General features: G+C 50.0%; 24 protein-coding genes, 1 pseudogene and 1 riboswitch. Of the genes and pseudogenes, 15 read left to right on the forward strand and 10 right to left on the reverse strand.

Annotation, left to right across the window (positions count from 1 at the left end; translation table 11 throughout):
- Positions 1-90 precede the first annotated feature (90 nt).
- Genes eno through SJI19_RS06215 form a run of 3 tightly spaced genes read right to left on the reverse strand, consistent with a single transcriptional unit; the run spans position 91 to position 2146 of the window.
- Positions 91-1377 (reverse strand): phosphopyruvate hydratase, encoded by a 1287-nt coding sequence (gene eno, locus SJI19_RS06205; RefSeq protein WP_323477400.1) that lies wholly within the window; start codon positions 1375-1377, stop codon positions 91-93.
- 20 nt (positions 1378-1397) lie between these two features.
- Positions 1398-1817: a universal stress protein gene (locus SJI19_RS06210; protein ID WP_323477401.1), complete on the reverse strand. Its 420-nt coding sequence runs from the start codon at positions 1815-1817 to the stop codon at positions 1398-1400.
- An 11-nt stretch (positions 1818-1828) separates the two neighbouring features.
- Positions 1829-2146 (reverse strand): hypothetical protein, encoded by a 318-nt coding sequence (locus SJI19_RS06215; RefSeq protein WP_323477402.1) that lies wholly within the window; start codon positions 2144-2146, stop codon positions 1829-1831.
- Between the two features lie 89 nt (positions 2147-2235).
- A riboswitch (Fluoride riboswitch) is annotated at positions 2236-2312 on the reverse strand.
- A 225-nt stretch (positions 2313-2537) separates the two neighbouring features.
- Here SJI19_RS06215 and SJI19_RS06220 point away from each other — a divergent pair.
- The gene (locus SJI19_RS06220; protein ID WP_323477403.1) at positions 2538-2987 is read left to right on the forward strand and encodes a GNAT family N-acetyltransferase; all 450 of its coding nucleotides are present in this window, start codon (positions 2538-2540) and stop codon (positions 2985-2987) included.
- On the opposite strand, the gene SJI19_RS06225 is transcribed toward SJI19_RS06220, so the two are convergent.
- Both SJI19_RS06225 and SJI19_RS06230 read right to left on the reverse strand, forming a co-directional pair.
- Positions 2979-3257, reverse strand: a complete 279-nt coding sequence (locus SJI19_RS06225; RefSeq protein WP_323477404.1) for a hypothetical protein — start codon at positions 3255-3257, stop codon at positions 2979-2981. The genes SJI19_RS06220 and SJI19_RS06225 overlap by 9 nt on opposite strands.
- Before the next feature lie 130 nt (positions 3258-3387).
- Positions 3388-4518, reverse strand: a complete 1131-nt coding sequence (locus SJI19_RS06230) for an MFS transporter (protein WP_323477405.1) — start codon at positions 4516-4518, stop codon at positions 3388-3390.
- Positions 4519-4807: 289 nt separating this feature from the next.
- Between SJI19_RS06230 and SJI19_RS06235 the strand changes: the two genes are divergently transcribed.
- The 4 genes from SJI19_RS06235 to SJI19_RS06250 all read left to right on the forward strand — a co-directional run bounded on the left by SJI19_RS06235 (position 4808) and on the right by SJI19_RS06250 (position 9991).
- Positions 4808-6478 (forward strand): glycerol-3-phosphate dehydrogenase/oxidase, encoded by a 1671-nt coding sequence (locus SJI19_RS06235; RefSeq protein WP_323477406.1) that lies wholly within the window; start codon positions 4808-4810, stop codon positions 6476-6478.
- Positions 6479-6480: 2 nt separating this feature from the next.
- The gene (locus SJI19_RS06240; RefSeq protein ID WP_323477407.1) at positions 6481-7980 is read left to right on the forward strand and encodes an FGGY-family carbohydrate kinase; all 1500 of its coding nucleotides are present in this window, start codon (positions 6481-6483) and stop codon (positions 7978-7980) included.
- Positions 7981-7997: 17 nt separating this feature from the next.
- The gene (locus tag SJI19_RS06245) at positions 7998-9008 is read left to right on the forward strand and encodes a hypothetical protein (protein WP_323477408.1); all 1011 of its coding nucleotides are present in this window, start codon (positions 7998-8000) and stop codon (positions 9006-9008) included.
- A gap of 119 nt (positions 9009-9127) precedes the next feature.
- Entirely contained in the window at positions 9128-9991 is an 864-nt protein-coding gene (locus SJI19_RS06250; protein WP_323477409.1) for a sugar-binding transcriptional regulator, read from the forward strand.
- 149 nt (positions 9992-10140) lie between these two features.
- Here SJI19_RS06250 and SJI19_RS06255 read toward each other — a convergent pair whose 3' ends face one another.
- The gene (locus tag SJI19_RS06255; protein WP_323477410.1) at positions 10141-10518 is read right to left on the reverse strand and encodes a cytochrome b562; all 378 of its coding nucleotides are present in this window, start codon (positions 10516-10518) and stop codon (positions 10141-10143) included.
- Between the two features lie 473 nt (positions 10519-10991).
- Between SJI19_RS06255 and SJI19_RS06260 the strand changes: the two genes are divergently transcribed.
- From SJI19_RS06260 to flhC, 3 genes and pseudogenes are all read left to right on the forward strand, one after another.
- Entirely contained in the window at positions 10992-11528 is a 537-nt protein-coding gene (locus tag SJI19_RS06260) for a hypothetical protein (RefSeq protein WP_323477411.1), read from the forward strand.
- A 938-nt stretch (positions 11529-12466) separates the two neighbouring features.
- Positions 12467-12646 carry a flagellar transcriptional regulator FlhD gene (locus tag SJI19_RS06265; RefSeq protein WP_416347513.1) on the forward strand — a complete coding sequence of 60 codons (180 nt, stop codon included), beginning with the start codon at positions 12467-12469 and terminating at the stop codon, positions 12644-12646.
- A pseudogene (flhC, locus tag SJI19_RS06270) lies at positions 12643-13158 on the forward strand (flagellar transcriptional regulator FlhC); the annotation flags it as partial. The gene SJI19_RS06265 and the pseudogene flhC, both read left to right, overlap by 4 nt.
- A 126-nt stretch (positions 13159-13284) precedes the next feature.
- Here the strand turns inward: flhC and SJI19_RS06275 are convergent.
- Positions 13285-14946, reverse strand: a complete 1662-nt coding sequence (locus SJI19_RS06275) for a methyl-accepting chemotaxis protein (RefSeq protein ID WP_323477412.1) — start codon at positions 14944-14946, stop codon at positions 13285-13287.
- A gap of 700 nt (positions 14947-15646) precedes the next feature.
- Entirely contained in the window at positions 15647-16801 is a 1155-nt protein-coding gene (gene hpxO / locus SJI19_RS06280) for an FAD-dependent urate hydroxylase HpxO (RefSeq protein ID WP_323477413.1), read from the reverse strand.
- A 560-nt stretch (positions 16802-17361) separates the two neighbouring features.
- On the opposite strand from hpxO, the gene uraD reads away from it, so the two are divergent.
- Entirely contained in the window at positions 17362-17862 is a 501-nt protein-coding gene (uraD, locus tag SJI19_RS06285; RefSeq protein ID WP_323477414.1) for a 2-oxo-4-hydroxy-4-carboxy-5-ureidoimidazoline decarboxylase, read from the forward strand.
- The gene (gene uraH, locus SJI19_RS06290) at positions 17859-18191 is read left to right on the forward strand and encodes a hydroxyisourate hydrolase (RefSeq protein ID WP_323477415.1); all 333 of its coding nucleotides are present in this window, start codon (positions 17859-17861) and stop codon (positions 18189-18191) included. The genes uraD and uraH overlap by 4 nt, the downstream gene beginning before the upstream one ends.
- Positions 18192-18263: 72 nt before the next feature.
- Here the strand turns inward: uraH and SJI19_RS06295 are convergent, their stop codons facing one another.
- Entirely contained in the window at positions 18264-19175 is a 912-nt protein-coding gene (locus tag SJI19_RS06295) for a LysR family transcriptional regulator (RefSeq protein WP_323477416.1), read from the reverse strand.
- A 145-nt stretch (positions 19176-19320) separates the two neighbouring features.
- Between SJI19_RS06295 and SJI19_RS06300 the strand changes: the two genes are divergently transcribed.
- The 5 genes from SJI19_RS06300 (at position 19321) to SJI19_RS06320 (ending at position 24309) form a co-directional block, all read left to right on the forward strand.
- Positions 19321-20352: a Rieske 2Fe-2S domain-containing protein gene (locus SJI19_RS06300; RefSeq protein ID WP_323477417.1), complete on the forward strand. Its 1032-nt coding sequence runs from the start codon at positions 19321-19323 to the stop codon at positions 20350-20352.
- Positions 20353-20365: 13 nt separating this feature from the next.
- Positions 20366-21334 (forward strand): PDR/VanB family oxidoreductase, encoded by a 969-nt coding sequence (locus SJI19_RS06305; protein ID WP_323477418.1) that lies wholly within the window; start codon positions 20366-20368, stop codon positions 21332-21334.
- 99 nt (positions 21335-21433) lie between these two features.
- Entirely contained in the window at positions 21434-22711 is a 1278-nt protein-coding gene (locus SJI19_RS06310; protein WP_323477419.1) for an O-acetylhomoserine aminocarboxypropyltransferase/cysteine synthase family protein, read from the forward strand.
- 154 nt (positions 22712-22865) lie between these two features.
- Positions 22866-23927: a methylated-DNA--[protein]-cysteine S-methyltransferase gene (locus SJI19_RS06315; protein ID WP_323477420.1), complete on the forward strand. Its 1062-nt coding sequence runs from the start codon at positions 22866-22868 to the stop codon at positions 23925-23927.
- Between the two features lie 43 nt (positions 23928-23970).
- The gene (locus SJI19_RS06320) at positions 23971-24309 is read left to right on the forward strand and encodes an NIPSNAP family protein (RefSeq protein WP_323477421.1); all 339 of its coding nucleotides are present in this window, start codon (positions 23971-23973) and stop codon (positions 24307-24309) included.
- A 110-nt stretch (positions 24310-24419) separates the two neighbouring features.
- Here SJI19_RS06320 and SJI19_RS06325 read toward each other — a convergent pair whose 3' ends face one another.
- Complete coding sequence (locus tag SJI19_RS06325) at positions 24420-25055, reverse strand: glutamate racemase (RefSeq protein ID WP_323477422.1); 636 nt, start codon at positions 25053-25055, stop codon at positions 24420-24422.
- Between the last annotated feature and the right edge of the window lie 157 nt (positions 25056-25212).

Raw genomic sequence — 25212 nt, forward strand, 5'->3', positions numbered from 1 at the left:
CCGATCGGTGTCGTGCCCCAGAGTGGGGGCTCGCCTTATTAAACCCGGGTCATGCTGCGTGCGGAATGCCGGACGCAGTACCCGTAAGGATTAATGGGTGACGAATGCGTTTTTGCCCGCATAGACCGCTACATCGCCCAGTGCATCTTCAATGCGCATTAATTGATTATATTTTTCAACGCGCTCACCCCGGCACGGCGCACCGCTCTTAAGATGGCCTGCTCGCAGTGCCACGGTCATATCGGCAACAAAACTGTCGGTGGTTTCGCCACTGCGATGGGAAATAAACGCGCCCCAACCATGGCGCTGGCATAATTGAACCGCATCGAACGTTTCGCTTAATGAGCCAATTTGGTTAAGCTTGATCAACGCCGAATTGGCCAGCTTCTCATCAATACCACGCTGGATATATTTCACGTTGGTGACAAACAGATCGTCGCCGACTAATTCAACTTTATTGCCAATGGCGTCATACAGTACTTTCCAACCCGCCCAGTCGTCTTCGGCCAGTCCATCTTCTAGCAGCACTATCGGGAATTCATTGATCAATTTGGCGTAATACTGCGTCATCTCTTCAGAGGTCAGCACACTGTTCTCGGTGCGCAGGTGATATTTACCGTCGGTATAAAACTCGCTGGAAGCCGGATCCATGCAGATGGCAATATCTTCCCCCGGACGATAGCCGGCTTTTTCAATGGCCTGGACGATAAATTCCAGCGGCTGTCGATTAGACGCCACCATCGGGGCGAATCCCCCTTCATCGCCGACGCCGGTGGACAATCCTTTATCCAACAGAATTTGTCTCAGGGTTTGGTAGACTTCACTGCCCCAGCGCACCGCTTCGCGAAACGTCGGTGCGCCCAAAGGCGCAATCATGAACTCCTGAAAATCGGCACCCTGATGACGGGCATGCACGCCACCATTAATAATATTCATACACGGAACCGGCAGTAGATTGGCACCGATGCCGCCCAGATAGCGATAGAGTGGCTGCTGAACCAACGTAGCCGCCAAACGGGCGACCGCCAACGAAACACCAAGAATGGCATTGGCGCCCAGTCGACTTTTATTTTCCGTGCCATCAATGGTCAGCATCATATTATCGATGGCTCGCTGATCACGCACATCCTGTCCCCGTAGGGCATCGTTCAGTTCGTGGTTGATACTGCTCACCGCATCCAGTACCCCTTTGCCGCCAAAGCGTGACTTATCACCGTCACGTCGTTCAATCGCTTCACGCGAACCGGTGCTGGCGCCCGACGGAACCGAGGCCCGTGCAACGGTGCCACATTGTGTGTAAGCATCCACTTCCACCGTTGGATTGCCCCGTGAATCCAGTATTTCTCGTGCGATGATTTTTTCCAATAAAAAGCTCATGTCATATTCCTTAATGGGTTTCAAAGATGATGAATCAACATATCAATAGAAAGATGGTTGATAAATTCGGTCGACCATGAGGTATAGGTGCCCATAAACCGATTTTTGTGTCCGGCAATAACCACATCGATCCCGTTATCTTCAATAAACTTCTCGACATCCTTAAAGCGATGTATGGTCACTAACTCGGCAATTTCGACGGGTAAGGTGGTTATTTCAACCACCCGGCTGAGCATGTCTTTGGCGCCAATCACCTCTTTTGATTGGGTATCCTCCATGCGTCCGTCGGAGACGGCATTCATGGGCCGGTAATCGTTACTGAGATGGCAAAGTGTGATTTTCGCGCCAAGGGTTTTGAGCAGTGCGGCGACATGTTGCAATAAGGCCAAACCGTTGGTTTCATCGTGAATCAACACCAATGCATGGGTATATGTGGCCATAGGATCACCTGTTATGGTTTTTTATCTGTTCGGTTAACCAAGGACGTGCTTCTGGTTTTCGGCTGAGTCCCCCCAGCAAGGAAACGTACCCACGTCGCACCCGGTTGTGTATCTGTGAAATCCGCCCGCCAACGTGCTTTATCCGCCAGGCTACCTTCCAGCAATGCTGGCGTGGTGTTAGCGGTGTGGTTGAGGATGTTGTGGGTGTTGATCTCGCCCAGCCTGAAAGGCACGGCGCGTTGGTCGCGGTAATACAGCCAGTCTGCGGCAATTCTCGCGCTGCAATTACTGTTGTTGTCAGGGCTTTTGTGGCTGAAAATGTATGGCATGTTTTCTCCTGTCGGGCAGAAGAGAAACGTATGTGATTCAGGGGGAAAAATAAAAAGCCTGACATACCAATCTCTTCTTATAAAAGAATCGGATATCAGGCGTCATCAGCTGGTTCAGAGTGAATCCAGCGGTTGGGAAAGGTGGCACGCCATCACCTTCTTACTGTTAAAATTAGTACATAAAGCTCGCCAAGGCAATACTCTTTCACCCTTAATCTTTATTACCCGCAACGACGCTTGATAAGACGGCAGGCTTAAGGTATCTAGACAATATGTTGCGTTTTTCAATCACGGCAAGGTGCGGCACTGAATGTTGGCATAATTGAGTCAATCAACTCTCAGCGACGTGAGTTTGAACCCTGGGAGTATTGGTGAGGTAACGATGTTCCACATGTCAGAGGTGACAAAAAACGCTGTAGAGTTGCAACGATTGGTCTGTGAACTGGATGCATTTCAACAGGCGCTTTACCCCGAAGAGAGTAACCACTGTGTCAATTTAGCATCTCTAAGCGATGAAAAAATACGCTGTTTGCTGGTTTGTGATGATGACGGTAAAGGCATAGGTTGTGGGGCTATCCTGTTGCAACAGGGTCATCAGGCGGAAATTAAACGACTGTATGTCGCCCCTTCATATCGAGGTAACCATCTGGGTGAGCAGATTATTGCGCAGTTGGAAAAAATAGCCCGCGAGTCGGGCCGTTTTTTGCTGCAGCTTGAGACCGGAATACATCAGCAACCTGCTATCCGGCTTTATCAACAATGCGGTTATGCACGTTGTGCCCCATTTCCGCCGTATACCGACGATCCGCTGAGTGTCTTTATGTGCAAGCTATTATCGTAATTCAGACATCGGATCTTTGCTCAGACACAAACCGATAATACCCAGCCGCGTTATGCTGCGACGATCCCAAATCACAAAATTAAGCGGGTGCACATCTCCCGGTTTCCATGGGTGCTGGCGACTGTCAAAAAGAACCCGATTTTCCTCAACCGAAAGAATGTCAGAGATGTATCGCATAACATTTTCATCCTGACGCAGACGCAGAAAAAAAGGCCAGTCGTTATCGGCCTGTTTTTGAAGGAGAAACCGCGAGGTGGTCAATGGCTTCATATCATTCTCATGGGGTGCTAACGTAGGACTACCTTATTTTACGTAATGCGTAAAATCAACGCCGTATAACAGTCTGTTGCGCTAAAGTGGCATAGGGAGTCCCCGTCCGTCGGGGGACGGGGACCCGTCCTCAGTTTTGTTGCACCGCTATTTCCGCGTTACGTGGATTTCTCAGCACCCTCAATGCGCAAAGCGCCACAACAGCACTATAACCCGCCAGTAGCCAAAAGGGTGTCAACGGCGGCATTGCCGCCACCACTTGGCCAACAATCAGCGGACCGGTAACGCCACCCGCCAGTGCCGCGGTCACAATGATCGAACCGGTTTTGGCATCTTTGCCCATGCGGTTAGAGCCAAAAACAAAGAAGTTGGGGAAAATACTGCCGATAAATAACCCAGCCACGGGGTAAGTGAGCGTCGGATAAATACCGCTTCCCGCACAGGCCAGCAGCACAGCGCTGCCAAAAAAACCGCCAATCAGCATGGGTGCGGTCGGCAGACGATGTCCGATAAAACTGAGGAGGATCCGCCCGCCAAGGAAAAATGCGAAGAATAACGATAGCGCACTGGCGGCGGCGCTGTCAGAAAAATGGGCGCTAACCAGGATCACCGGTCCCAGGCCAATCAGGCAGGCTTCCACTGCCGTTCCTGAGGCGCCAATCAGCAATGTTGGCAAGGAGATGTGGTTGGCGCGTTTTTTTTCAGTAGATTTTTCCGCCACCCGCTGCGGCGGGAATAGGAACGACAGCAGAAACGGTAAAATCAACCCCACCGCCAGAATACCGAAACATAATTTCGGGTTGCGCGCCAGCGCGACAAACACCAGTGGCGCCACGATTGCCCCACCGCCGAACAGTGCATTCACCAGGCTGACCATCGAGGGTCCAGCCCGTTCGAAGGACTGTAACAGCCGGGAGTTAATCAGCGCCAGGCTGGCACCATAACCTGCGCCGAAGGCCAGTGACCCAAGCAGGGTGATCGGCCAGTTAATCTGCCATGCCATGAGTGCCGCGCCGACCACCAACAAACCAAATGCCACACGCGTCCAGTCACGTTGCCCGCCAAAAAACAGCGCGATAACCCCAAGCAGCGCGCCTACCCACTGCGCCGTCACTGCCATACTGGCGGAGGCCACCGACAGCGTGAAAATGTGCCGGAACTCCGGCAGTGCAGGTCCCATCAGCGACTGTCCTGCGCCCATAAGTACAAATGCGATGATGCTTCCAACCAGTAGCAAACTGTTTTTTTTGACCGATTCCATATAACTCGCTCCAAACGATACATGTGTCGTTTTGTTATGTAGGGTGATTATCACGTCGGGTTGCTATTCTTGTGGTACAAGAAAGGCCCCTCGCGTAACGGGTACAGAAAACATGAATATTTTCAATGGCTAATGCCGATTTTCGCTGAATGGCTTGGCTTGTTAGCGTAATGAATATGTTATTCATGTTCACATTACTGTTACATTGATATTGACATTAGTCTACTGTTGTTGACATATGTAATGTGTACGCAACGTTAAATAATGATGGATTCGTGAGGCAGATCGCATGTTCAGCAATGAAAAAAACAGTCAGCCACCTCAAACCCGGCAAAGTGCCTGGGAAGCGCTGAAGGCCAATCCCACCCCGGAGGTACTGATCATCGGCGGTGGCGTGAATGGTGTTGGGTTATTACGGGATCTTTCCCTGAATGGCGTTTCGGCAACGCTCATTGACAGCGGGGATTTTTGCAGCGGCGCCAGCAGTGCGTCCAGTCGCATGGCACACGGTGGATTACGTTATCTGGAAGGGCGAGAGTTTGATCTGGTGCGCGAGTCGGCACGTGAGCGAAATATGCTGCTGCACGATGCTGGACATTTGGTTAAGCCGCTGGAGGTGGTGGTGCCGGTGCTGCATTGGGTGAAAGGATTGCCACAAACCGCGCTGCGTTTTTTTGGCCTATCCCGCACGCCGGGACCCTTGAGTTTTATCGCACTGAAAAGCGGTTTACTGGTGTATGAGCGGTTTGGCGCCATCCGGCGCACACTTCCCCATCACCGGGTGGTCATGCGACGGTCTGGTTTTCCATCGGGTACACCACAGCCGATTTGTGCCGTGATCAGTTATTACGATGGACAAATTACCGGCCCTGAAGCGCTGATCTTCGAGATGCTTGGCGCGGCAATTGACTGTGATGGCGTGACTGCCGTTAACCACCTTGAGTGGTCTTACCGCGCGCCGGGTCAGTTTGTGATAACCGATCCCGTCAGCAATGAAACGGTGACGCTTAAGCCGCGCATGGTTGTCAATGCGACAGGTGCGGCCATTGACCGCGTGAACGATCGCCTGGGCCTCAGCTCGCAGCTGGTGCGCGGCGTGAAAGGTGCGCATCTGGTATTACATCATCCAACGCTGCATCAACGCATGTGTGGACGCGCATTCTATTTCGATGATGGACATGGACGCATGGTGATTTGCCTGCCGGTTCAGGACGTCATTCTGGTCGGTACCACTGAAGTGGAAACCCACGATCCGCAAGATCACAGCGTGATGGCGAGCGAAATCGATTACCTGCTGACATCACTGAATTCACTGTTCGACGATGTCCGCGTTACCGCTGAGCATATCGTGGCGGTGACCAGCGGTATTCGCCCACTGCAAGCGAGCAGCGGCAGCGCCACGCAGGCCGCGCGCGATCATGCGCTGATCCAGGATCGGGTTGACCATCTGCCATTGATCTCGCTGGTGGGCGGCAAATGGACAACCTTTCGGGCTTTCACCGCGTTGGCGGCTGATGTGGTGCTCAACCATGTGGGTAAAGCGCGAACGGCTTCGACCCTTGACCGGCCTTATCCAGGGGCGGGTGCCATAGATGTGGCGCAACTGACGCAACGTAGCGGTCTGTCTACGGCCCACATTGAACAACTCTACGCACGCTACGGCACACTGGCTGAACCTATCGCGCTTTTCTGTGCGCAAGGCGATGATGCCCCGGTTGACGATGCCCCTGGTTATTCTCAGCGTGAAATCATCTGGCTGACGCGCTACCGCATGGCGTTGTCGTTGGAAGACATGATCTTGCGGCGTACCAATATCGTCATGACCGGTCGTCTGTCAATCACCGCGCTTGAACATATTTCCGCCATCATGGCTGACACACTGGGTCATGATAAGGCATGGGCTAAGGCGCAATTCCAAGGCTGCGCCGGCGATCCTCGTATACTTTGGAACGGAAAATAATAATGATAACTCAACCCTACAAACCACTCATCCTCGCCATTGATGCAGGCGGAACCGCAGTAAAAGTTGTGCTGTTTGATACCGATGGGCACATCGTCAATCACTGCAATGCGAACGTCATGACCGAGCACTATCCCGATGGCCGCGTTGAGCGTGATGGCGAAGCCTTTTGGCAGGAGACGTTAACCGCAATGCGTGAAGTGCTCAAGGGGGGCGTTGCACAGCATGTCGTTAGCGTAGGTTGTACCGGTTTCGGCAACGGAATTTTCCTCGTTGATGAAGCGGGTCAACCCACCCGTCCTGGCATCGTCTCTGTGGATCACCGCGCGCAACCTATTGCCGATCGCCTGCTGAGCAATGGACAACACCGAGTACTCAGCGCCGCCAACGGCCATCGCCCATGGGGAGGTCAAACCCTGATTCAGTTGGCCGGGTTGGCGGAGGATGAGCCGGAGGTGATGATAAAAACGCGCTGGGGTTTGGCCTGCAAGGATTTCATCCGTTTTTGTCTGACACAAAACGCGATGACCGATCCCACGGACGCCAGCGGCGGCGGGCTAATGAATCTCGATCGTCAGGATTATTCGCATGAGGCGTTAACACTGCTCGGCCATGAACGGCTGGTCGACAAGCTGCCGCCGATTGTTAACAGTTCTGCTATTGGTGGCCGCATCAGCGCGTGCATTGCTCGTGAAACGGGATTGCCGGAGGGCACGCCGGTGGCCGGTAGCATGATGGATGTTGCGTCCTGTGCGCTGGGTGCGGGGGTTATTTCACCGGATCGTATGGTCTTTATCGCCGGCACTTGGGCGATCAACGCCGTTGAAGTCCCACAGCCGGTGACTGACAACTATCCTCTGCTTAACATGCTCTATCGCGATAGCGCGGCCCGCTTGGTGGCCGAAGGCAGCCCCTCTTCAGCCGCCAATCTCGGCTGGTATTTGAAAAATGCGCTGGGTGATCGTCTTAGCGTTACCGACGCGCTCGCCTTGGCTGAGACCTGCCCGATAGCGAGCAAACGCTGCTATTTCATGCCTTATATCCATGGCCCGCAACCCTACCAGGGCAGCTTCATGCGCATGGGGGCGTCGGATAATGAAGCCTCAATGATCCGCGCCATCTGTGAAGGCGTGGCTTTTGAACATCTGCGCCACGCCGAGTCATTGATCGTGCATACCGGCGGTCACTGGCCGGAAGCGATCCGCTTGACCGGTGGTGCCGCCCGGTCCCCCTTCTGGGCGCAAATTTTCGCCGATACCTGTAACCGACCCGTTGAAGTGGTCGACGTTGCTGAAGTGGGCGCGCTGGGTGCCGCAATCTGTGCCGCAGTGGCGGGAGGCGTGTATCGCACCCTAGAGGATGCGGTCGCTGCCATGAGCCGGATTACCCGTCGACATGAACCGATTGCTGAAAATGTAGCCGTTTTGCAACAGCGATATCGTGAATTCACGCGTCTCGACCAGGGAATTAAAGCGCTACTCGAAGCCGAAGCAATAGACTAATAATGAGGAAAATCACCATGGCTCAACCTGAGCATCAGCAGACACGTTTTGCAGAAAAAATCGCCCGCATTCGTGCGGGACACTACCGTCTCGGCGATTTTATGATTGCCGATGCCAAAGATGCGGATTTGGCCGGCGGCATCACCGCCATGGGGCAGCGCCGCGATGCGACGGGCAAGATTGTAGGCATCCGTACCCGTCCCGAGTTTCACGATCAGATCCGTGCGCTCATTAAGCAAGACGTACTGGATATTATGCTTGCGTCGACCTCCACCATTGAAACGCTCACACACGAGGGCGCGTTCGAGGGAACGCGCATGCTGGCGGCGTTTCGTGGCAATGAAGCGACCGATGCCTGGGTGGGGATTCGTGGCGGGCGCTACCGGGAATATGCGCCGCTTCCTTATCGTGGTGCGGCGTTGGAGTTGGCGTTAGCGCCAATCTGTCTCTACTCGTTGACCTACGTGAATCATGCCGAGCGGGATGTCGCGTCGCTGGAGGCGTATGCGCACTTTCGGGCCCAAGCGCGGCAGCAGGGATTGATGCATTTTCTCGAGGTGTTTAATCCCAATATCGACACCGGACTGTGTGCCGCTGACACCCCCGCGTACATCAATGACTGTATTATCCGCATGCTGGCGTCGCTTACTCACGCCGAGCGCCCGGAATTTCTTAAGGTGGCTTATAACGGCCCTGACGCACTTGAGGAACTGGTGACGCATGATCCCAGCGTCGTCGTGGGTGTCTTGGGTGGGGGACAGGGTACGCATCGTGATACGTTCGAATTGCTGGCTCAAGCGGAACGGCATGGTGGCAGATTGGCGCTGTTTGGTCGCAAGATCAATGCCGCCGAACATCAGCCGTCAATGGTAAGCTGGATGCGCCGGGTGGTTGATCGCGACACCACGCCCCAAGCGGCAGTACGCGGCTATCATGCCGACCTGCAACGGCTTGGCATCACCGCCGACCGCAATCTTGCAACTGATAGTCAGATAACGGAAGATGTGCTGCGGGCGGACGCACAATAACCGGGAGCAAAACCATCAATACGCAGAACAAGAACACGGCGCCTTCGGACAAAATTATCGCCGAGGCGGCGTGGCTCTATTACGTCAAAAACTTGACTCAGAGTGAAATCGCCGGGCGCATGAAACTATCGCGTCCTACCGTGATCAGTTATTTGCGTCAGGCCAAAGCGCGCGAAATTGTTTCTGTGCGCTTAAGCGGTGAACATTTTCGTACTCATGATCTCGCCGATCGCCTATCTGAACACTTTTCGCTGGACGGTGCGTATGTCATTCCGGTCGAAGGGCTGTCAGATGAAAGTCGATTGCATGAAGTCTGCGAAGCCGCAGCGCACGTCCTGCTCGATTTCCTGCAACCGGGCGATCAACTCGGCGTCAGTTGGGGTGAGACCTTGAGCCAGATCGCCGATAAAGTGCCCTATTGGTCAATCGAGCGTCTTACTATTCGCCAACTGATTGGTGCGATGTCAAACCCACTGCTGCGTACCGCCGAACGTTGCTCCACGGAGATCGCTCACCGACTCGGTGCCTTATGCGTCAATCTTAATGTGCCGGCTGTATGCAGCAATGCCGCGCTTGCCGGTCTGCTGCGGGCGGAACCGATCATTGCCGAACAGTTGCAGCAGTTAACACAGTGCAATAAGGCGATTTTTAGCGTCAGTCCTTGCACGCCTGACGGGCATGTCACCCAATTTAATATCGTGACGGAAAAAGAGGTTGAGCACTACGCCGCACAGGGTGCCGTCGGCATTATCGCCGGCCGCTTTATCGATAGCCTCGGACAGCCGGTGCTCGGTGAGGTGGATGACCGGTTGATGGGCATTGATCTTGCGACTTTGCATCAGATGAGCGGGCTGCTGGTTGCCTCAGGACTAGATAAACTGCCGGCGCTGCTGGCCGCACTAAAAGGAGGGTTTGCTAATCAATTGGTGATCGACAGCCTGTTGGCTGAAGCCATTTTGTCGCGGGTCGACGCGCGCAGTTAACCTGGTTTGTCTCTTGGATCAGTGAGCAGCATTATTATCGCGCGTGGGTGTTACAGACCGGGATACCGAGCCGTAAAATCAAAAAAATCTATTTATTCAACCAATAACCCTGAGTATGGAGAGGCGACATTCAGCCTCTCATCGTTTAATCAAACACCCAGTTTGCCGTGATATTCGTTCATGATATCAAGTAATTTTTTGGTTTCCTGTTTTGCGGGAATCAGTCCTTTCTGGTCGGCCACTGTTTCAATAACAGTAACCTCACTGATGAGTTGTTTCAACCCAGTGTCAAATACCGTTTTATCGGCACCGCGCAGAGAGGTTTTTTGTGCAGACAGTGCGGCATTTTTGAATACAGACAGGTCTTTTTTAAAGGATCCAAGATCATTATCTTTCAAAACAGCACGGTAACTGTGGCTCATCACGCTCATTGAGTCTTTCACTGTTTCTGTCTTCGCCAGTACATTATTAGAAACACACAGTAGTGAACTCAGCATAACTAATACCAGACCCGTTCGTTTCATCATTGCTCCATAGTGATCAAAAATGACAGTCTAACAACCGTCACCTAGGTTAACTTATCATTCAGATTAAATATGATTAATAATACAATTATAGAGATAAATGCTTAAGAAAAAATTAAGGGTGCGGGCGGTGGGAACGATGACCCGAAGGGCTATTTCACCGCACGTCATCGGGTTGAATTTGGCGCTCGCGGACCTCACCCATTGTTTAATATTACTCGGTTATACCAAGCCACAATAGCAGGTTTATCAGGCCAATGGGTGAATGAACGACGGTGAAAAAGTCCCGGGTTGTTGGTTTTCCGGTCGGTAATGTTGAACTTTTATTTTTCCACCGCAGGCCCATACATCATCAGGAAGACAGTGTTCTGATGCCGACGTTCACCAACATGAGATTTTTTCAAAAAGTTTATTTTTGATCATTTTTTTTGATCGGAAAGTAATATATTATTGAAGAAAAATTTAGTAAGGCATAAATGATCATTTCCTCAATCAATGGTCAGGTCTGTTTTCAACCCGAGTACCGGCCTATTGTAGGACTCGCTGGAGATGTCATCGCAATAAAATGCATAGACTACAACCTGATACCCTTAAATAAGCTTTTGTTGCTCTTAAAACAATCTACAGCATCCGATCTCCTGGTGCTGATACATGTTGATTTTTTGATAGCCCAGCAGATAGCCATGCAACCAAACATAAAAGCATTATTGTACTCAATGCTTAATTTACGGCTAGTGGTCAGTGAAAATTTCCCTAATCTTGATGATGGACGCGATAATCCTCTTATCGAGGAATTATGCAAATGTGCGCCCTTGTGGTTTTGGGGATTAGGTAGTGATGGTTCTAGTATGGTAGCCGTTATGAACAGACTATTTGAAGGTATCATCATTGATGGCAACTTTTACTCTGAATATAAGCATAGATTGATATTTGATGTGATGATTAATATTGTAAAAAAATACGCAGAGTATATTATTGTTGATGAAAATAATAGGCTTTATCAAATTAAGTAACGGCAGGTGATTATATTTAGCGTATCAGTTTTTTCTTAATGCCTAAACAGACATATATTCTTTTAACGTGGTTTCAGCGGAGAGTACATTTTCGTTTGGTTTACGGTGAAACCAAAGGGCAATGGCGTCAAGAGATGCCACAATCTGACATGACGTCATCCGCGTTGCACCGTGGTCAATAGATAATGCTTAGCAATATTGCGCCATGCGGTGGGTGAGTGAACCTCTTACGCACCTGCACGTTTATGACATAAAAACAGTTATCGTGCTGTGAGAGTTAGGCGCCTTCAACACCTGTCATAGTGGGTCAGGCGTGGAGGGGAGAACTGAGATAGGATCACATTTTTCAGTGCATAAATGAGAATGAGCTATAATTAAGTTGTAATATTTACGGTTAAAAACCAAATTTGATGAGTGGTTATGCATTTAAAAATAATAAATAATTAAAATTAATCATCAACTGGGACTATATGATGTGTTGTTTATTTCATGTATTTAAAAATGAAAATATTACTGATTGATTTGTATGATTATTTTTCAATAAATATTATTGAGGTAAGGTTTTTTTTGAAAAGCGTCACTAAGCATAAATTTAATTTAATTTTTACACTATACTTAACACATTAAGATAGATAATTCTAATATCATACCGGCTTGTAATATAATTTAAAAAAAGCTGGCTCTTAAATTAATTTTTAAAAACTCATTATAATTAATTGGTTAGTAGGTTGTGCTACTATTGACTGTCACCTGACAAAGCGCCATCGCATTCTTATGTGAAATAACCACCTCATGATGTGAACGCAATCTGTCACCGAAATGATAAAAATAGCAAACAAGAACATGACTAATTAGCAATGTCAACGCTTAATTTATAATAAATGTAAAGCGTTAGTTGTGATATGTATTGTTAATAGCCATGTTGAGGAGACGACATAATGGACGCCCAAGACATTCGTCACGCTATCTATGATTTTAACTTTTCATATTTACAACTGGCACAACGCTTGATAAATCAGGATAAAGCCTTGGCATTATTCCGCTTAAGTATTGATGACACCATGGCCGATACACTAAAAAATGTAGTGCCGTTATCTAACCAAAGAGTCTGTCTATGATGTACAAAAGTATTGTACAGGAAGCAAAAGATATCCAAATTGCCATCGATCTTATCACTCTGGGAGCCCGGCTCCAGATACTGGAATGCGAAACGCAGTTAAGTCGCCCAAGATTAGTTAAGTTATATAAAGAGTTACGTGGTAGTCCACCGCCAAAAGGGATGCTGCCTTTTTCTACCGACTGGTATATGACATGGGAGCAGAATATCCACTCCTCCCTGTTTTATAATATATTTCTGGCATTAAAAAAACAGTGTGAATCTAACGACATAGCGATAATTATACAGGCTTATAATTTGTATCTTGAGCAGTGTCCTCCGCTGGAGAACGAATTGCCGCTGCTGGCCATGACTCGTGCCTGGACCCTAGTGCGATTTATGAATAGCGGCATGCTGCAATTAACGCCATGCAGCCATTGCCAAGGCCTATTCATAACCTATGCTCATCACCCGATTCACAGCTTTGTCTGCAGTTTTTGTCAGCCACCGTCGCGGGCGATCAGAAAGCGTAAGAATATACTAGAACTGGAATTTGAGTGACCAACGGTTTAGTCCAAGATGCTTGAACGTCGTCAGGAACAGCGTGATCTGATCCTGATGACGGCAAAATTTCGATTTATTCAACAAAATCAACGCAGGTTAGAAGGTTTGCCAGTTATCGTCTTTACCGGCAGCACTGGTTTTAACGGCGATACCCTGTGGTTTTCTTTGCACTATTTTTGTTGGCCCATTGGTGTTTTGATCCTGTGCTAACTTGAACACGGCCACTATTTCGGTCAAATTACGCGCCTGTTCTTCCAACGACGCTGCCGCCGCCGCCGATTCCTGCACCAAGGCGGAGTTTTGCTGCGTCACGCTATCCATCTCTGTGACCGCTTGGCCGATTTGCTCAATACCTTTACTTTGCTCATCAGAGGCCGAGGCAATTTCTGCCATGATATCGGTAACATGGGTGATCGCCTGCACGATATCCTCCATGGTTTCCCCGGCATGGGTCACCTGCTTGGAACCGATATTGACCCGTTCTACCGACTCGTTAATCAAGGTTTCAATTTCTTTCGCTGCGTCGCCGCTGCGTTTTGCCAAATTGCGCACTTCACTGGCCACCACGGCAAAACCTCGGCCTTGTTCACCGGCCCTGGCGGCTTCCACTGCCGCATTCAATGCCAGTATATTGGTCTGGAAGGCTATACTGTTAATCACACCAATAATATCGACAACCCGTCTTGAACTGGTGGCGATATTGCCCATGGTTTCGACAACTTCCTGCACACTGACGCCGCCTTTGCGGGCAATCTGCGAGGCCGTTTCAGCCAGTTTACTGGCTTGGTGTGCATTGCCGGTATTTTGTTTTACGGTGGAGTTAAGCTCTTCCATACTGGCGGCAGTTTGTTCCAGCGCGGACGCCTGCTGTTCAGTACGCGACGCCAGGTTGATGTTACCCTGCGAGATTTCATTTGAGCCCTGGTAAATTGACCCGGCACTGCCCCGAATACTGGTGACAGTATTAACCCAATTTTTTTGCATTTCTTGCAAAAAGGGGACGAGTTTACCGACACAGTTATTGCCCATATCCGCAATGGTAAAATGAAGTTGCCCGGCGGCGAGATCCTGGAAGTAAACTTTCAGTAAATCAAGTGGCTTGACCAGATAACGCACCAGATAACGATCGGTGGCGATCATCAACAGAATGCCGGCTGCCAGTGCCGCCATCAGCGTGCGTTGACACCAGTCTACCAGCATATTTATCCGGATACTGGATGCGGCCTTGATGGTGGCTATCGATTGGTTATATTCATGCATAGCCGCGGAGAACTGCGTACGTAACTGAAGGTAAGGTGTATCGAGCAGACGCTCAAAATCGTCATAACGCCCGGTTTTAACCGCCAGAAATAGCGGTTGCATTGCCTGCTGAAACAGCTGGTTCGAACTGTTGAATATGTTATCCACCAACGCTGGGTCTAAAGTGCCGTGATCGATGCTTTTAAACTGCTTAAGCCCTTGATCGATAGCGTCTATCTCGGAAACGGCCAGTTCCATTTCACGCGTTGAATCTGCGGTCGCGCCCGCTTTTTTATCTTTTACCGCCCGTTCCAGTGTGGTGACCAGGCGATAGTAATGATCATTGGCACCATTGATGATGTCGCCATTTAGCTGTTGGTTATCACTAAGGCGTAATGTTTCATTGACTTGATTGAGGGAAAAAAGGGTAAATGTCGATACCGCTGCCCATAGCAGAGAAAAAATAATGAGGATCGCCAATAAAAAAAATCTTATTTTTACGTTCTTTAAAAAGTTCATTTGGCCTTCTTGAGATTCTTATCGCTATGTTTAAGCCTGATACCCTTCCAGAGATAATGAACCCGTACCGCGACCTTGGTAGCGATACTTGTCTAGGGTAGTTCTATCAGCAATATGCCATGTCACTACGGCAATGCAGTGTTAATCGGCAAAAATCACATAAAGATTATAGTTAGATGAATTTAAATATAATTTTGAGTATTAAGGTTAACTTAAGTAATTTTGTAAATGATAAATATTTAGATCTGATATATTTTGTCTATCAATAATAACGGGGTAAATCAATTTTTGATTGAATATATTTATAGGCGTAATTCGTTATATAGAATAGTTTGAAAGTCGGTTTGCTTGTTATTTATTTTATTCATCTATTTTGTTGATATAGTTAGACTATTTTATGCGTGTTGGATTTTTATACCGAGATGGGCAAAGATAAAAAATGCTATTTTACAATTGAGTGCTAAGAAACCGTCATTTATTTTATCAACGACCGTTATGGATAATATTTTCCTATAGTAAACCAGGTCAATTATTCATCGTTAATCGCTAGATTGATCGGGTTATTATGCCTGCTTGCCCGAAAGCATATATACGGGTAGCTATTCCTTTGGCCCGTCCATGGACCTCGCGTGTTTTGTGCCGTAACGAGCATGTTCCCATCTATTATTCGCTGGCATTTTTTCAAGTCAGTAACCGAGGGTTAACCTAACGGGCCGCCGAGAATGGTGTCGCATAATCCCGCGATAATACTTTCACCATTTTCATGATGTAATTGTTGGTACCAATCCTGCGTTACGATCATGTCTTTGCCATGCGTAATGTCACAACGCTTGCGTGCTTTTAACACCAGATCGCGTACCCGATCGCAGCGTTGCGCCTGATAATTGGCTAGCGCAGTCTCAATACTGTGCCCTTCAGCCATGGCGTGCCCCAATACCACGGCATCCTCCATCGCGGCACAGGCCCCTTGACCGATGTCGGGCGTGGTACTGTGCCCAGCATCCCCCAGCAACGCCACTCGGCCGCGCACCAATTGGCTGAAGGGTTCGATATCGTGAATTTCTATCCGATTAACACTATTTGGATCAAGTTGATCGACCAGGCGCTGTACCGGCGCACACCAACCCGCGAAATAGCGTCGCAAATCTGCACTGGCAGTACTGCGGTCTTGGTTTAATCCTTTTGGCAACGGCACATCAAAAAAGAAGTAGAAGCGGTTATCGGCGACGGGCATCAACGAGACCCGTTTTCCCTCGCCGACAAAGGTGGTCCACTGATTAGCTGGCGCAATCATTTCATCAATAACCACCAGCCCATTCCAGTTGACATAACCCGCGTAACGGCGTTCCGGGGCATAACCCAACACATAAGGCCGAACGACTGAGTGTGTACCATCGGCGGCAATCAGCATATCGCCTCTGGCCATGGTGCCATCAGTAAAATAAGCGCTCACACCGGCATTATCTTCTGCAATATGGCTAACGCGTTTACCAAACTGGACACGATCATATCCCCAGAACGATAACATGCTGCTTTGAAGTTCGGCTCGCGCAACCGGGCAAGGGCGCTCGCCAACACGTTCAATCAAGGGTTGCAAGCTGAACCGCGTCATAACGTCGCCCAGTTGATAATCCTGATAGGCCATAAACTGCATCGGGCCAGCACCGCGATCCATCATGCTGCCCATGCCTAAGCGGTTCATGCATTTTACGCCATTGGGCCAGATTGATAGGGCGGCGCCCACCGGTTTAATGTCCTTTACCGCTTCAAATACCGCACAATCAATGCCGATTTTTTCCAGTGCCACCGCCGCACACATCCCACCAATACCTGCGCCAATAATCAGAGCTTTCATCTTATTTTCTCCTGTTATCTACTCAGAATCAGCAATTTGTGTACCAACTGTTATTCATTTCCTCATAGCAACCGCCAGGACCGGTATCACGCCACAGATAACGTGATTATTAGCAAAAAATCGGGTTGCTTTTGTCACCGATAGGATCAGTTGTGGTGCAACAGGTTTTTTTTACGCCTCATTTTGCAACAAAGGTTGCCAATAATGGCACACTAGAACCTAAAGTTTCATTGATCGGGGCGATCGTTCTGGTCTAGAACGACGTTACTGTCTCTGGTAGCCGAGGTTTTATTCGATTGTGTTAACCACACGCATAGGAAAACCGCGGCATGGCGAATAGTGTTACGCATAAGAAAACAGCGGCATGGCAAATAGCGTTAACCTGTATGGCATACTTTATGCTGAGTGAGGTTATCGCGATAACTAACGTGCGCAGCGATGACTCAATGTAATGGAGCGGGTAACCTAGGGGTGATAGCACCACCGGGCAATAACTCGCGTTTATTTTTACCCATGGGGAAGGCCGGGTTGCTTCGGCTTACCGCCACACCAGGAGCAATATGATCACACTCGAACAGTTTAACCAGCTTGATACTTGCCATGCGATAGAATTACTTAGCCCCTGTGTTGCGCTTCCCGCATGGGCGGAGGATGTCACCGCGGGTCGACCATACGATAGTGTGGCTGCATTGCTGGCCGCAGGCCGGCATGCGACCCAGGGCTGGCAGGAAAATCAACTAACACAAGCATTGAGTACCCATCCGCGCATTGGTGAACCGGCGAAAGATCGGTCCCGCGAGGCGAGTTTCTCGCGTGATGAACAATCGGCGCTGGCACATGACGATGCCGAACTGACTCAGGCGCTGCGAAAGGGCAATGCGCATTATGAGGCCAAATTTGGCCGGGTATTTTTGGTGCGAGCCCAAGGTCGTCGCGGCGAAGACATTCTGCACCTTCTGCAACAGCGCCTGCAAAATGACGTTGCGCAGGAAATCGAGGACGCGTTGGCGCAGTTACGTCAAATCACCTTACTCCGACTGGAAGGAATCATCGCAGCATGAGTAGTCTCAGCACCCATATTCTTGATACGTCGCTGGGCAAACCGGCCACGGGCATTTCAATAACACTGGAACACGGTATCAACGGCCACTGGCAGTACATTGCCACTCATATCACTAATCATGAGGGACGCATTAGCGCATTTACGCCGGATGCCCTGACGCCAGGACATTATCGGTTGACGGCGGATATCGGACAATGGTTTGCCGCTACCGGGCGGCAGACGTTATACGTCTGCGCACAAATTGATGTGCAACTCGTGGATGCTTCCCATTATCATTTGCCGTTTCTGATTTCGCCCTGGTCCTGGTCCACCTATCGCGGCAGTTGAATACGGCAGTTGAATGCGGCAGTTGAATGCGATAGTTGACTCAGGGTAGCCAGAGCAAAGCAATAACGCTTATTACCTGAAGCCTGCCAGGCTTTCGATGACCTCGGTCATTTTCTGAATTGTCATCTGCGCAGCGCGGGATAATTGACGTGATGGTGCGGTGCATAAGGCCAATGTCAATGGACGCAGATGATGGTTTTTTAATGGCACAAAACGCAGTTGGTTGTTTTTGACTTCCTCAAGCACATCAAGCAGGCTGAGAATACAGACCCCGCTGCCCTGTCTGACGAGGGATTTTATGAGCCGGATGTCGTTACAGGTAATCCTATTTTCAGGCGAAAAGTCATACTGCCGGTACAGCATTTTCACGCGATCATGAACCATGAGCGGTTCGCCAGGAATAATATGCCTTTCACTGCTGAGCTCCCCCAAAGAGATCTGGGTCTGACGCGCTAACGGGGCGTCGGGTGGCATGATCACACCCATTTCAAGTTCGGCAAAAGCAATGACATTCAGCCCTGCCTGGCCAACAGGGTCGAGCAATAACCCGAAGTCTATTTCCGACTGTCGGATACGTTGGCTGATGGTTTGACTATCATCCACCGAGAGTTCCAGTCGCAACCAGTGGTGCATTTTCGCTATGTCAGAAAACGCGTTGGCCACACAGCCTTCACTCAATGCCTGAACGATGGCGACACTCACCTCCCCACGTTTTAGTCCCTGAATCTCGTCAAACTGTTGTTGTGTAATGCGGAACTCTCTTTGCCAGCGCAGGATATTGGCATACAACAATTCGCCGGCAGTGGTCATTCTCAGCCCTTCGGGTAAGCGCTCAAACAACGGGGTACCAAAAGCAGTTTCTGCCTGCAGTATTTGTCGGTTGATTGCCGATGCTGAGACGTGAAGTTTTTCTGATGCTTTCCTAAGACTACCGCTTTTGGCAACTTCGGCAAAATAGACGGCAAAGCGAGAGAATGGGCTCATGGCTATCCTGTACAGTTTTTTGCAACACACTAATGAAATAACGGCGATGGATGTGAACACCATAAACAGTTAACAATACAGTGACAATACTGAATCACGCTTTTTTGGCCGTAATCATTATGTGAGCCACTGAGAGGACATCGTCATGACGCAACCCAAACCTCCCGCCCATTGTACTTTTGAGCCTGACGACTGGTTAAAGCTTGCCCGCCAGTGGCATCCGATCGCACGTTCATGTGATGTCACTTCTGCCCCGGCAAAAGCCGTCTTGCTTGATGAACCACTGGTTATTTATCGGATCAACGGGGCGGTGGTCGTCGCCAAGGATGTCTGCCCACATCGTGGCGTGCCCTTGACCTTGGGATCCCATGACGAGCAGGGCATCATCTGCCCTTATCATGGTTTGCGATTTGGTGAAGCCGGACACTGCAACCGCATTCCCTCAAGCCCGGACCAGTCAATTCCAGCCAAGCTGAACCTCATGACCTATAGTGTGCAGGAGCGCTATGGGTTGGTGTGGGTGTGTATTGCACCCGATCAGGATCATCCTGCCTCTGTGCCCGTCATGCCGCACTGGGATGAGGCGGGTTTTCAGCAGATAAACTGTCCACATTTTGATGTGGCGTGTTTTGCCGGCCGTCAGGTAGAAGGGTTTCTGGATGTGGCGCACTTTGCGTGGATTCACACGGAAACCTTTGCCGATCCGCAAAACCAGCACGTACCTCCCTATAACCCGGTTGAGACCGATTATGGTTTCTCAGTAGATTACTGGAGCACGGTCGGCAACTACCCGGCAAGCTCTGATCACCGTGCCCCGGATGGCTTTATGTGGCTGCGTCGTTTTGACATGTATCTTCCTTTTACCGCCACCCTCACCATTCATTTTCCCGGTGAGGCGCGGTTGGTGATTATGAATGCCGCCTCTCCGGTATCGGCACGTAAGACGCGGATGTTTGCACCCATCGCACGTAACTTCGACCTGCATGTTCCGGTTGATGACGTTTATGACTTTAACCTGCGCGTCTTTGAGGAAGATCGTCTTATGGTCGAAACCCAACGCCCGGAGACACTGCCGCTCGACCTCACGCTGGAAGCCCATATCCCGGCAGACCGTAGCTCGATCGCCTATCGTCGAGGACTGAAAAAAATGGGCTTTGGTGAGTTCTTTTTAGTGTGATTTGGAGGTATTGATGAACGCGACGTTAACGGTGGTGGTTGATGCGCTATACCGTCAGGGACGGGATAATCTGGCCGTTAGCCTAGTCGCAGAACCTGGGCATAAACTGCCCGCCTGGGAACCTGGTGCACATGTGGATGTCCATTTGGGGAACGGACTGGTTCGCCAGTATTCGCTGACCGGGTGCCATACTGAGTTGAACAGATACCTGATCTGTGTTGCCCGGGAGCGCCAGTCGCGAGGCGGTTCACGTTATGTGCATGAAAGCCTGCGGCCCGGTCAGGTGATTACGATTTCTCCGCCACGTAACGTCTTCCCATTGATTCCAGCAGGGAAAATTATTCTGATAGCGGCCGGGATCGGCATCACACCGCTTTATGCCATGGCTGAACAACTTGAAGCCGCCGCCATTCCTTTTGTTTTGCACTATTACGTCCGTGAAAGAGCGAATGCTGCTTTTCTGGGCGAACTTTTCAGGCCGTTCACCCATGGGTTTTGTGAGGTCTGGTACAGCGGTGAAGGTTACAGTCCCCGGGAGCATTTACCGGTTGAACTGCGTTATCCCGCAGCAGATACGCACCTCTACCTGTGTGGGCCTGAGGGATTTATGGCGCATATTCGCCACCGGGCGTCAGAGAAGGGATGGTTGGATAGCCAAATTCATTCAGAGGCCTTCACCCCAGCCCCAGCACCGCCTACCACCAGCCAGGATGACGTGTTTTTTATTTCGCTGGCGTCGACGGGCCAGCAGTGGCCGGTTCCTGCAGGTAAATCGATCGCCGCCGTGTTGCAAGAAAATGGCGTCAGTGTACCGTTGTCCTGCGAAATGGGCATGTGTGGCGCCTGTTTAACCCCCGTCAAACAGGGCAGGGTCGACCATCGTGATACGGTTCAGTCCGTAGCCGAAAAAACGGCAGAGGATCAGCAGATTGCACTTTGCTGCTCACGCAGCCTCTCTCGATGCATTGTCATCGATCTGTGAGCTGTACTATGTAATGCTTTTTATTTATAACTAATTTCGTAAATCATACCGTATTCTACTCATAACGTGCCTATAGAAATCTAACCTAGAGATCATTTTATGAAACTAGAATCGCTGGCTTTACACCACGGTTATGTCTCAGAAGCAACCACAAAATCGGCCGCGGTACCCATCTATCAGACCACCTCTTACACCTTTGATAATACTCAACACGGTGCCGATCTTTTCGATCTAAAAGTGCCAGGCAATATCTACAGCCGCATTATGAATCCCACTACCGATGTCCTTGAACAACGGCTTGCCGCTATTGAAGGCGGTGTGGGTGCTCTGGCGGTCGCGTCTGGAATGGCTGCCATCGCCTATTCCATCCAAGCGCTGACCGAGGTTGGCGACAATATTGTCAGTACCAGTCAACTCTACGGCGGAACCTATAATTTTTTTGCGCATACGTTGCCACGCCAGGGTGTTGCCGTCCGTATGGCAAACTTTGATGATTTTGACGGCCTTGAAGCGCTTATCGACGATCGGACAAAAGCGCTGTTTTGTGAATCAATAGGCAATCCAGCAGGCAATATTGTTGATATTGCACGTCTTGCTGAAATTGCACATCGGCACGGTGTACCGGTGATTGTAGATAATACTGTCGCAACGCCAGTATTGTGTCGGCCCTTCGAACACGGTGCCGACATCGTGGTCCACTCCCTGACAAAGTATATTGGTGGGCATGGCACGACTATTGGTGGGGTGATTATCGATTCTGGGAAATTCGACTGGGTGGCCAATAAATTTCGTTTTCGTTTATTGAACGAACCAGACCCTTCGTATCATGGTGTGGTGTATACACAAGCCTTTGGTCCGGCTGCTTATATAGGCCGATGCCGGGTGGTCCCCCTGCGTAATACCGGTGCTGCACTCTCGCCGCACAGTGCCTTCTTATTGCTTCAAGGGCTTGAAACATTAAGTCTGCGCATGGAAAAGCATTGCAGTAATGCGCATGCGTTGGCGACGTTTCTTCAAAATCATCCGTTGGTTAATTGGGTTAATTATGCCGCTCTGGCTAATAGTCCTTATCAATCTAATTGTGAAAAAATCACCTCTGGTAAAGCGTCAGGGATCGTGAGTTTTGGTATTAAGGGAGGCAAAGATGCCGGCGGACGGTTTATTGACGCATTAAAGATGATCTTACGACTGGTCAATATTGGTGATACGAAGTCCCTGGCTTGTCACCCGGCCAGCACTACCCATCGGCAGCTTAATCTCGATGAACTGGCACGCGCGGGCGTGAGTGAGGACCTTATCAGGATCTCTGTTGGCATTGAGAATATTGACGATATTATTGATGATGTCACGCAATCTCTTGACGCCTCCCAAAAATAACATAATAGGAAAGTACTGACCTCGGCTCGGCTAAGGTGTGCTTGTATGCCAGATGGCACATGTAACAAAAAATAGTCGTCCGTTTTTCGGTTGTCGCCTGAGTGACTCAAGCGCCAGAATAAGGCACAGCAATCGTTTAACGGGGTTTTTATTGATGAAAGTAAGTGATATTACGCAGTGCGACCTTTGGTACGGTGCGCTGATTGCTCGCTCGACCGAATATGCCGGCGTGTTTTTTGTTGGCGTGAAAACCACGGGCGTATTTTGTATTTCCACCTGTCGGGCGCGTAAACCCAAACGGGAAAACGTCGAGTTTTACCATGATTTTGCATCAGCACTGAGTGCAGGGTTTCGTCCGTGCAAAATTTGCCGTCCCACCGAAAACGCCTGCTCAGCACCGCCGATGGTGGAGCACGCTATCAGCCTGCTGCGTGTTGACCCCAAAACCCGGATTACCGACTGGCAACTACGTCAGCAAAATATCAGTCCAGAACGGGTTCGCCGCTGGTTTATTCAGCATTACGGGATGACCTTTCAGGCATATCAGCGCATGTTGCGGGTTAACACCGCACTACAAGAACTCAAAGGCGGACGCACGACTACGGACGTCGCTTTCGACAGCGGTTATGGCTCGCTGAGTGGTTTTGGTTATACCTGCAAAAAACTCACCGGCAGCGCCCCCAGTGAAGCGGCGCGGGTGATCTTGATTCATCGTATTACCACGCCTATTGGTCCGATGTTTGTCTGCGCCACTGACCGGGGCGTGTGCCTGCTGGAATTTGTCGATCGTCGAATGTTGGAAAGTGAGTTCAGCGATGTGCAACTGCGGCTGAAGGCGAAAATAATCGCCGGAGAGAATGATCATATTCGTCAGGCAGAAAGTGAAATAGGGCAATACTTCGCCGGCACCCGGCGACAATTTACGCTGGCGCTGGACACTCCCGGTAGCGGCTTTCAACAGGCGGTGTGGCAACATTTGCACGATGTACCTTACGGCACTACCGATCATTATCAGGCGCTAGCCGACCGGATGGGCAATCCTGCTGCGGTGCGGGCGGTCGCTGGCGCGAATGGCGCAAATCGGGTGGCGATAGTGATCCCTTGCCATCGCATTATCGGTAAAAATGGTTCGATGACCGGTTATGGTGGCGGCATCGCGAGGAAAAAATGGCTCATCGAGCATGAACGAACGTATTTTTTGTCATATCATGGCTGACGCCGTCGCCGCAACCATCACTCTGCCACGGAGTTGTACATAAGTGACCGATAAATATAAGATTGTGGAAATTCTGCACTACACACTGAAAAAAGGCACTGGTGATGAGTTTCATCACATTATGCGTGAGGTGAGCGTTCCCTTGCACCGTCGCCATGGTATCGATGTGGTGTTGTTTGCCAACTCCATTCATAACCCAGACTGTTATTGTCTCATACGGGCATTTGCGAGTGAGGATAGCATGGCCTCAGCACTGGATACCTTTTATTCAGGCAGTGACTGGCGCACTGGCCCACGGGCAGAGATTATCCGTCGAATCGACAGCAGCATGAAATGTGTATTGACCCTATCACCTGGTGCAGTGGAGAGCCTGAGAGGGTGAAACCATTAACCGTCAGGTGAGATCGTAATAATGAAAAAAACGCGCGAGTCATTATCGTATTTAATGAGAACAGTGAATCAGACCAATACGAGGTTGCAGCCATTCAATGATCAAAGATCAAAACAAAATCGTAGGGCCAAATGTGGGCTGGTCATTGGCTTGTTAAATTCTGAAAAATTCTGCGCAGCGGGCGTCATGGACACTTGCGCCAGTGCGACATTTTCTGCCCCATGCCGGTATGCATTCTGAATGGCATCAGTAATAAGCGAGATATACAGTGCGTTATTCCCGGCGGTGAAAGCCTTCCATGCGTCTGGTACAAAAATAACCTCCGGGTTTTGCGACAGCAACGCTCCAGAGCAGAATAATGCTGTCGTCGCGTCTAAAGTTGATTCTGCAGCATACAGCACCACCGATTTTCCTGGTCTGTGTTGTAATGCTTCGGCGAGCATTCTGTCCGTTCTGTAAACAGGACAGTGATGGCCGCCGTCATCAAAGCGGTCTGCAATCGGCCCCAGAGTCGAGCAGGTAATGACAATGGCATCAAAAAAAGGCGTCTGACTTTGTAAGTAGCGAGTGAGGTTCTCCCGCTGTTCTGACGTCATCCCCCCGGTTTTTTCTGCTGCTGCCAGCAAATGCGGCATAACGACATGACTCACTTTATGGGGTGATATGCCAAGATCTTTTGCCGCCGTGTCGAAAATAGAGATATTGCTCGCCGCAGTATGTAAACACGCAATGACCATGATGGTACCTTCCAGAAATAGAGAGCTCTGTCATGAAGGTACCTGCCAACAACCCATTATGCTACCACCGCAGTAAAAAACGAGGCATTCGGCAATGGGGCGGTTTTACCGAATTCCAGTAAGGCGACAGGGTGAAAAAATGTATGTTATTGCAGCC

Origin of the sequence: Acerihabitans sp. TG2 (assembly GCF_035013185.1) — a bacterium.
Classification (GTDB): domain Bacteria; phylum Pseudomonadota; class Gammaproteobacteria; order Enterobacterales; family Enterobacteriaceae; genus Acerihabitans.

What these genes read in the sequence shown, in the direction of transcription:
- eno (WP_323477400.1), bottom strand. Translation starts at nt 1,377, where the DNA reads ATGAGCTTTTTATTGGAAAAAATCATCGCACGAGAAATACTGGATTCA.
- SJI19_RS06210 (WP_323477401.1), bottom strand. Translation starts at nt 1,817, where the DNA reads ATGGCCACATATACCCATGCATTGGTGTTGATTCACGATGAAACCAAC.
- SJI19_RS06215 (WP_323477402.1), bottom strand. Translation starts at nt 2,146, where the DNA reads ATGCCATACATTTTCAGCCACAAAAGCCCTGACAACAACAGTAATTGC.
- SJI19_RS06220 (WP_323477403.1), top strand. Translation starts at nt 2,538, where the DNA reads ATGTCAGAGGTGACAAAAAACGCTGTAGAGTTGCAACGATTGGTCTGT.
- SJI19_RS06225 (WP_323477404.1), bottom strand. Translation starts at nt 3,257, where the DNA reads ATGAAGCCATTGACCACCTCGCGGTTTCTCCTTCAAAAACAGGCCGAT.
- SJI19_RS06230 (WP_323477405.1), bottom strand. Translation starts at nt 4,518, where the DNA reads ATGGAATCGGTCAAAAAAAACAGTTTGCTACTGGTTGGAAGCATCATC.
- SJI19_RS06235 (WP_323477406.1), top strand. Translation starts at nt 4,808, where the DNA reads ATGTTCAGCAATGAAAAAAACAGTCAGCCACCTCAAACCCGGCAAAGT.
- SJI19_RS06240 (WP_323477407.1), top strand. Translation starts at nt 6,481, where the DNA reads ATGATAACTCAACCCTACAAACCACTCATCCTCGCCATTGATGCAGGC.
- SJI19_RS06245 (WP_323477408.1), top strand. Translation starts at nt 7,998, where the DNA reads ATGGCTCAACCTGAGCATCAGCAGACACGTTTTGCAGAAAAAATCGCC.
- SJI19_RS06250 (WP_323477409.1), top strand. Translation starts at nt 9,128, where the DNA reads ATGAAACTATCGCGTCCTACCGTGATCAGTTATTTGCGTCAGGCCAAA.
- SJI19_RS06255 (WP_323477410.1), bottom strand. Translation starts at nt 10,518, where the DNA reads ATGATGAAACGAACGGGTCTGGTATTAGTTATGCTGAGTTCACTACTG.
- SJI19_RS06260 (WP_323477411.1), top strand. Translation starts at nt 10,992, where the DNA reads ATGATCATTTCCTCAATCAATGGTCAGGTCTGTTTTCAACCCGAGTAC.
- SJI19_RS06265 (WP_416347513.1), top strand. Translation starts at nt 12,467, where the DNA reads ATGGACGCCCAAGACATTCGTCACGCTATCTATGATTTTAACTTTTCA.
- SJI19_RS06275 (WP_323477412.1), bottom strand. Translation starts at nt 14,946, where the DNA reads ATGAACTTTTTAAAGAACGTAAAAATAAGATTTTTTTTATTGGCGATC.
- hpxO (WP_323477413.1), bottom strand. Translation starts at nt 16,801, where the DNA reads ATGAAAGCTCTGATTATTGGCGCAGGTATTGGTGGGATGTGTGCGGCG.
- uraD (WP_323477414.1), top strand. Translation starts at nt 17,362, where the DNA reads ATGATCACACTCGAACAGTTTAACCAGCTTGATACTTGCCATGCGATA.
- uraH (WP_323477415.1), top strand. Translation starts at nt 17,859, where the DNA reads ATGAGTAGTCTCAGCACCCATATTCTTGATACGTCGCTGGGCAAACCG.
- SJI19_RS06295 (WP_323477416.1), bottom strand. Translation starts at nt 19,175, where the DNA reads ATGAGCCCATTCTCTCGCTTTGCCGTCTATTTTGCCGAAGTTGCCAAA.
- SJI19_RS06300 (WP_323477417.1), top strand. Translation starts at nt 19,321, where the DNA reads ATGACGCAACCCAAACCTCCCGCCCATTGTACTTTTGAGCCTGACGAC.
- SJI19_RS06305 (WP_323477418.1), top strand. Translation starts at nt 20,366, where the DNA reads ATGAACGCGACGTTAACGGTGGTGGTTGATGCGCTATACCGTCAGGGA.
- SJI19_RS06310 (WP_323477419.1), top strand. Translation starts at nt 21,434, where the DNA reads ATGAAACTAGAATCGCTGGCTTTACACCACGGTTATGTCTCAGAAGCA.
- SJI19_RS06315 (WP_323477420.1), top strand. Translation starts at nt 22,866, where the DNA reads ATGAAAGTAAGTGATATTACGCAGTGCGACCTTTGGTACGGTGCGCTG.
- SJI19_RS06325 (WP_323477422.1), bottom strand. Translation starts at nt 25,055, where the DNA reads ATGGTCATTGCGTGTTTACATACTGCGGCGAGCAATATCTCTATTTTC.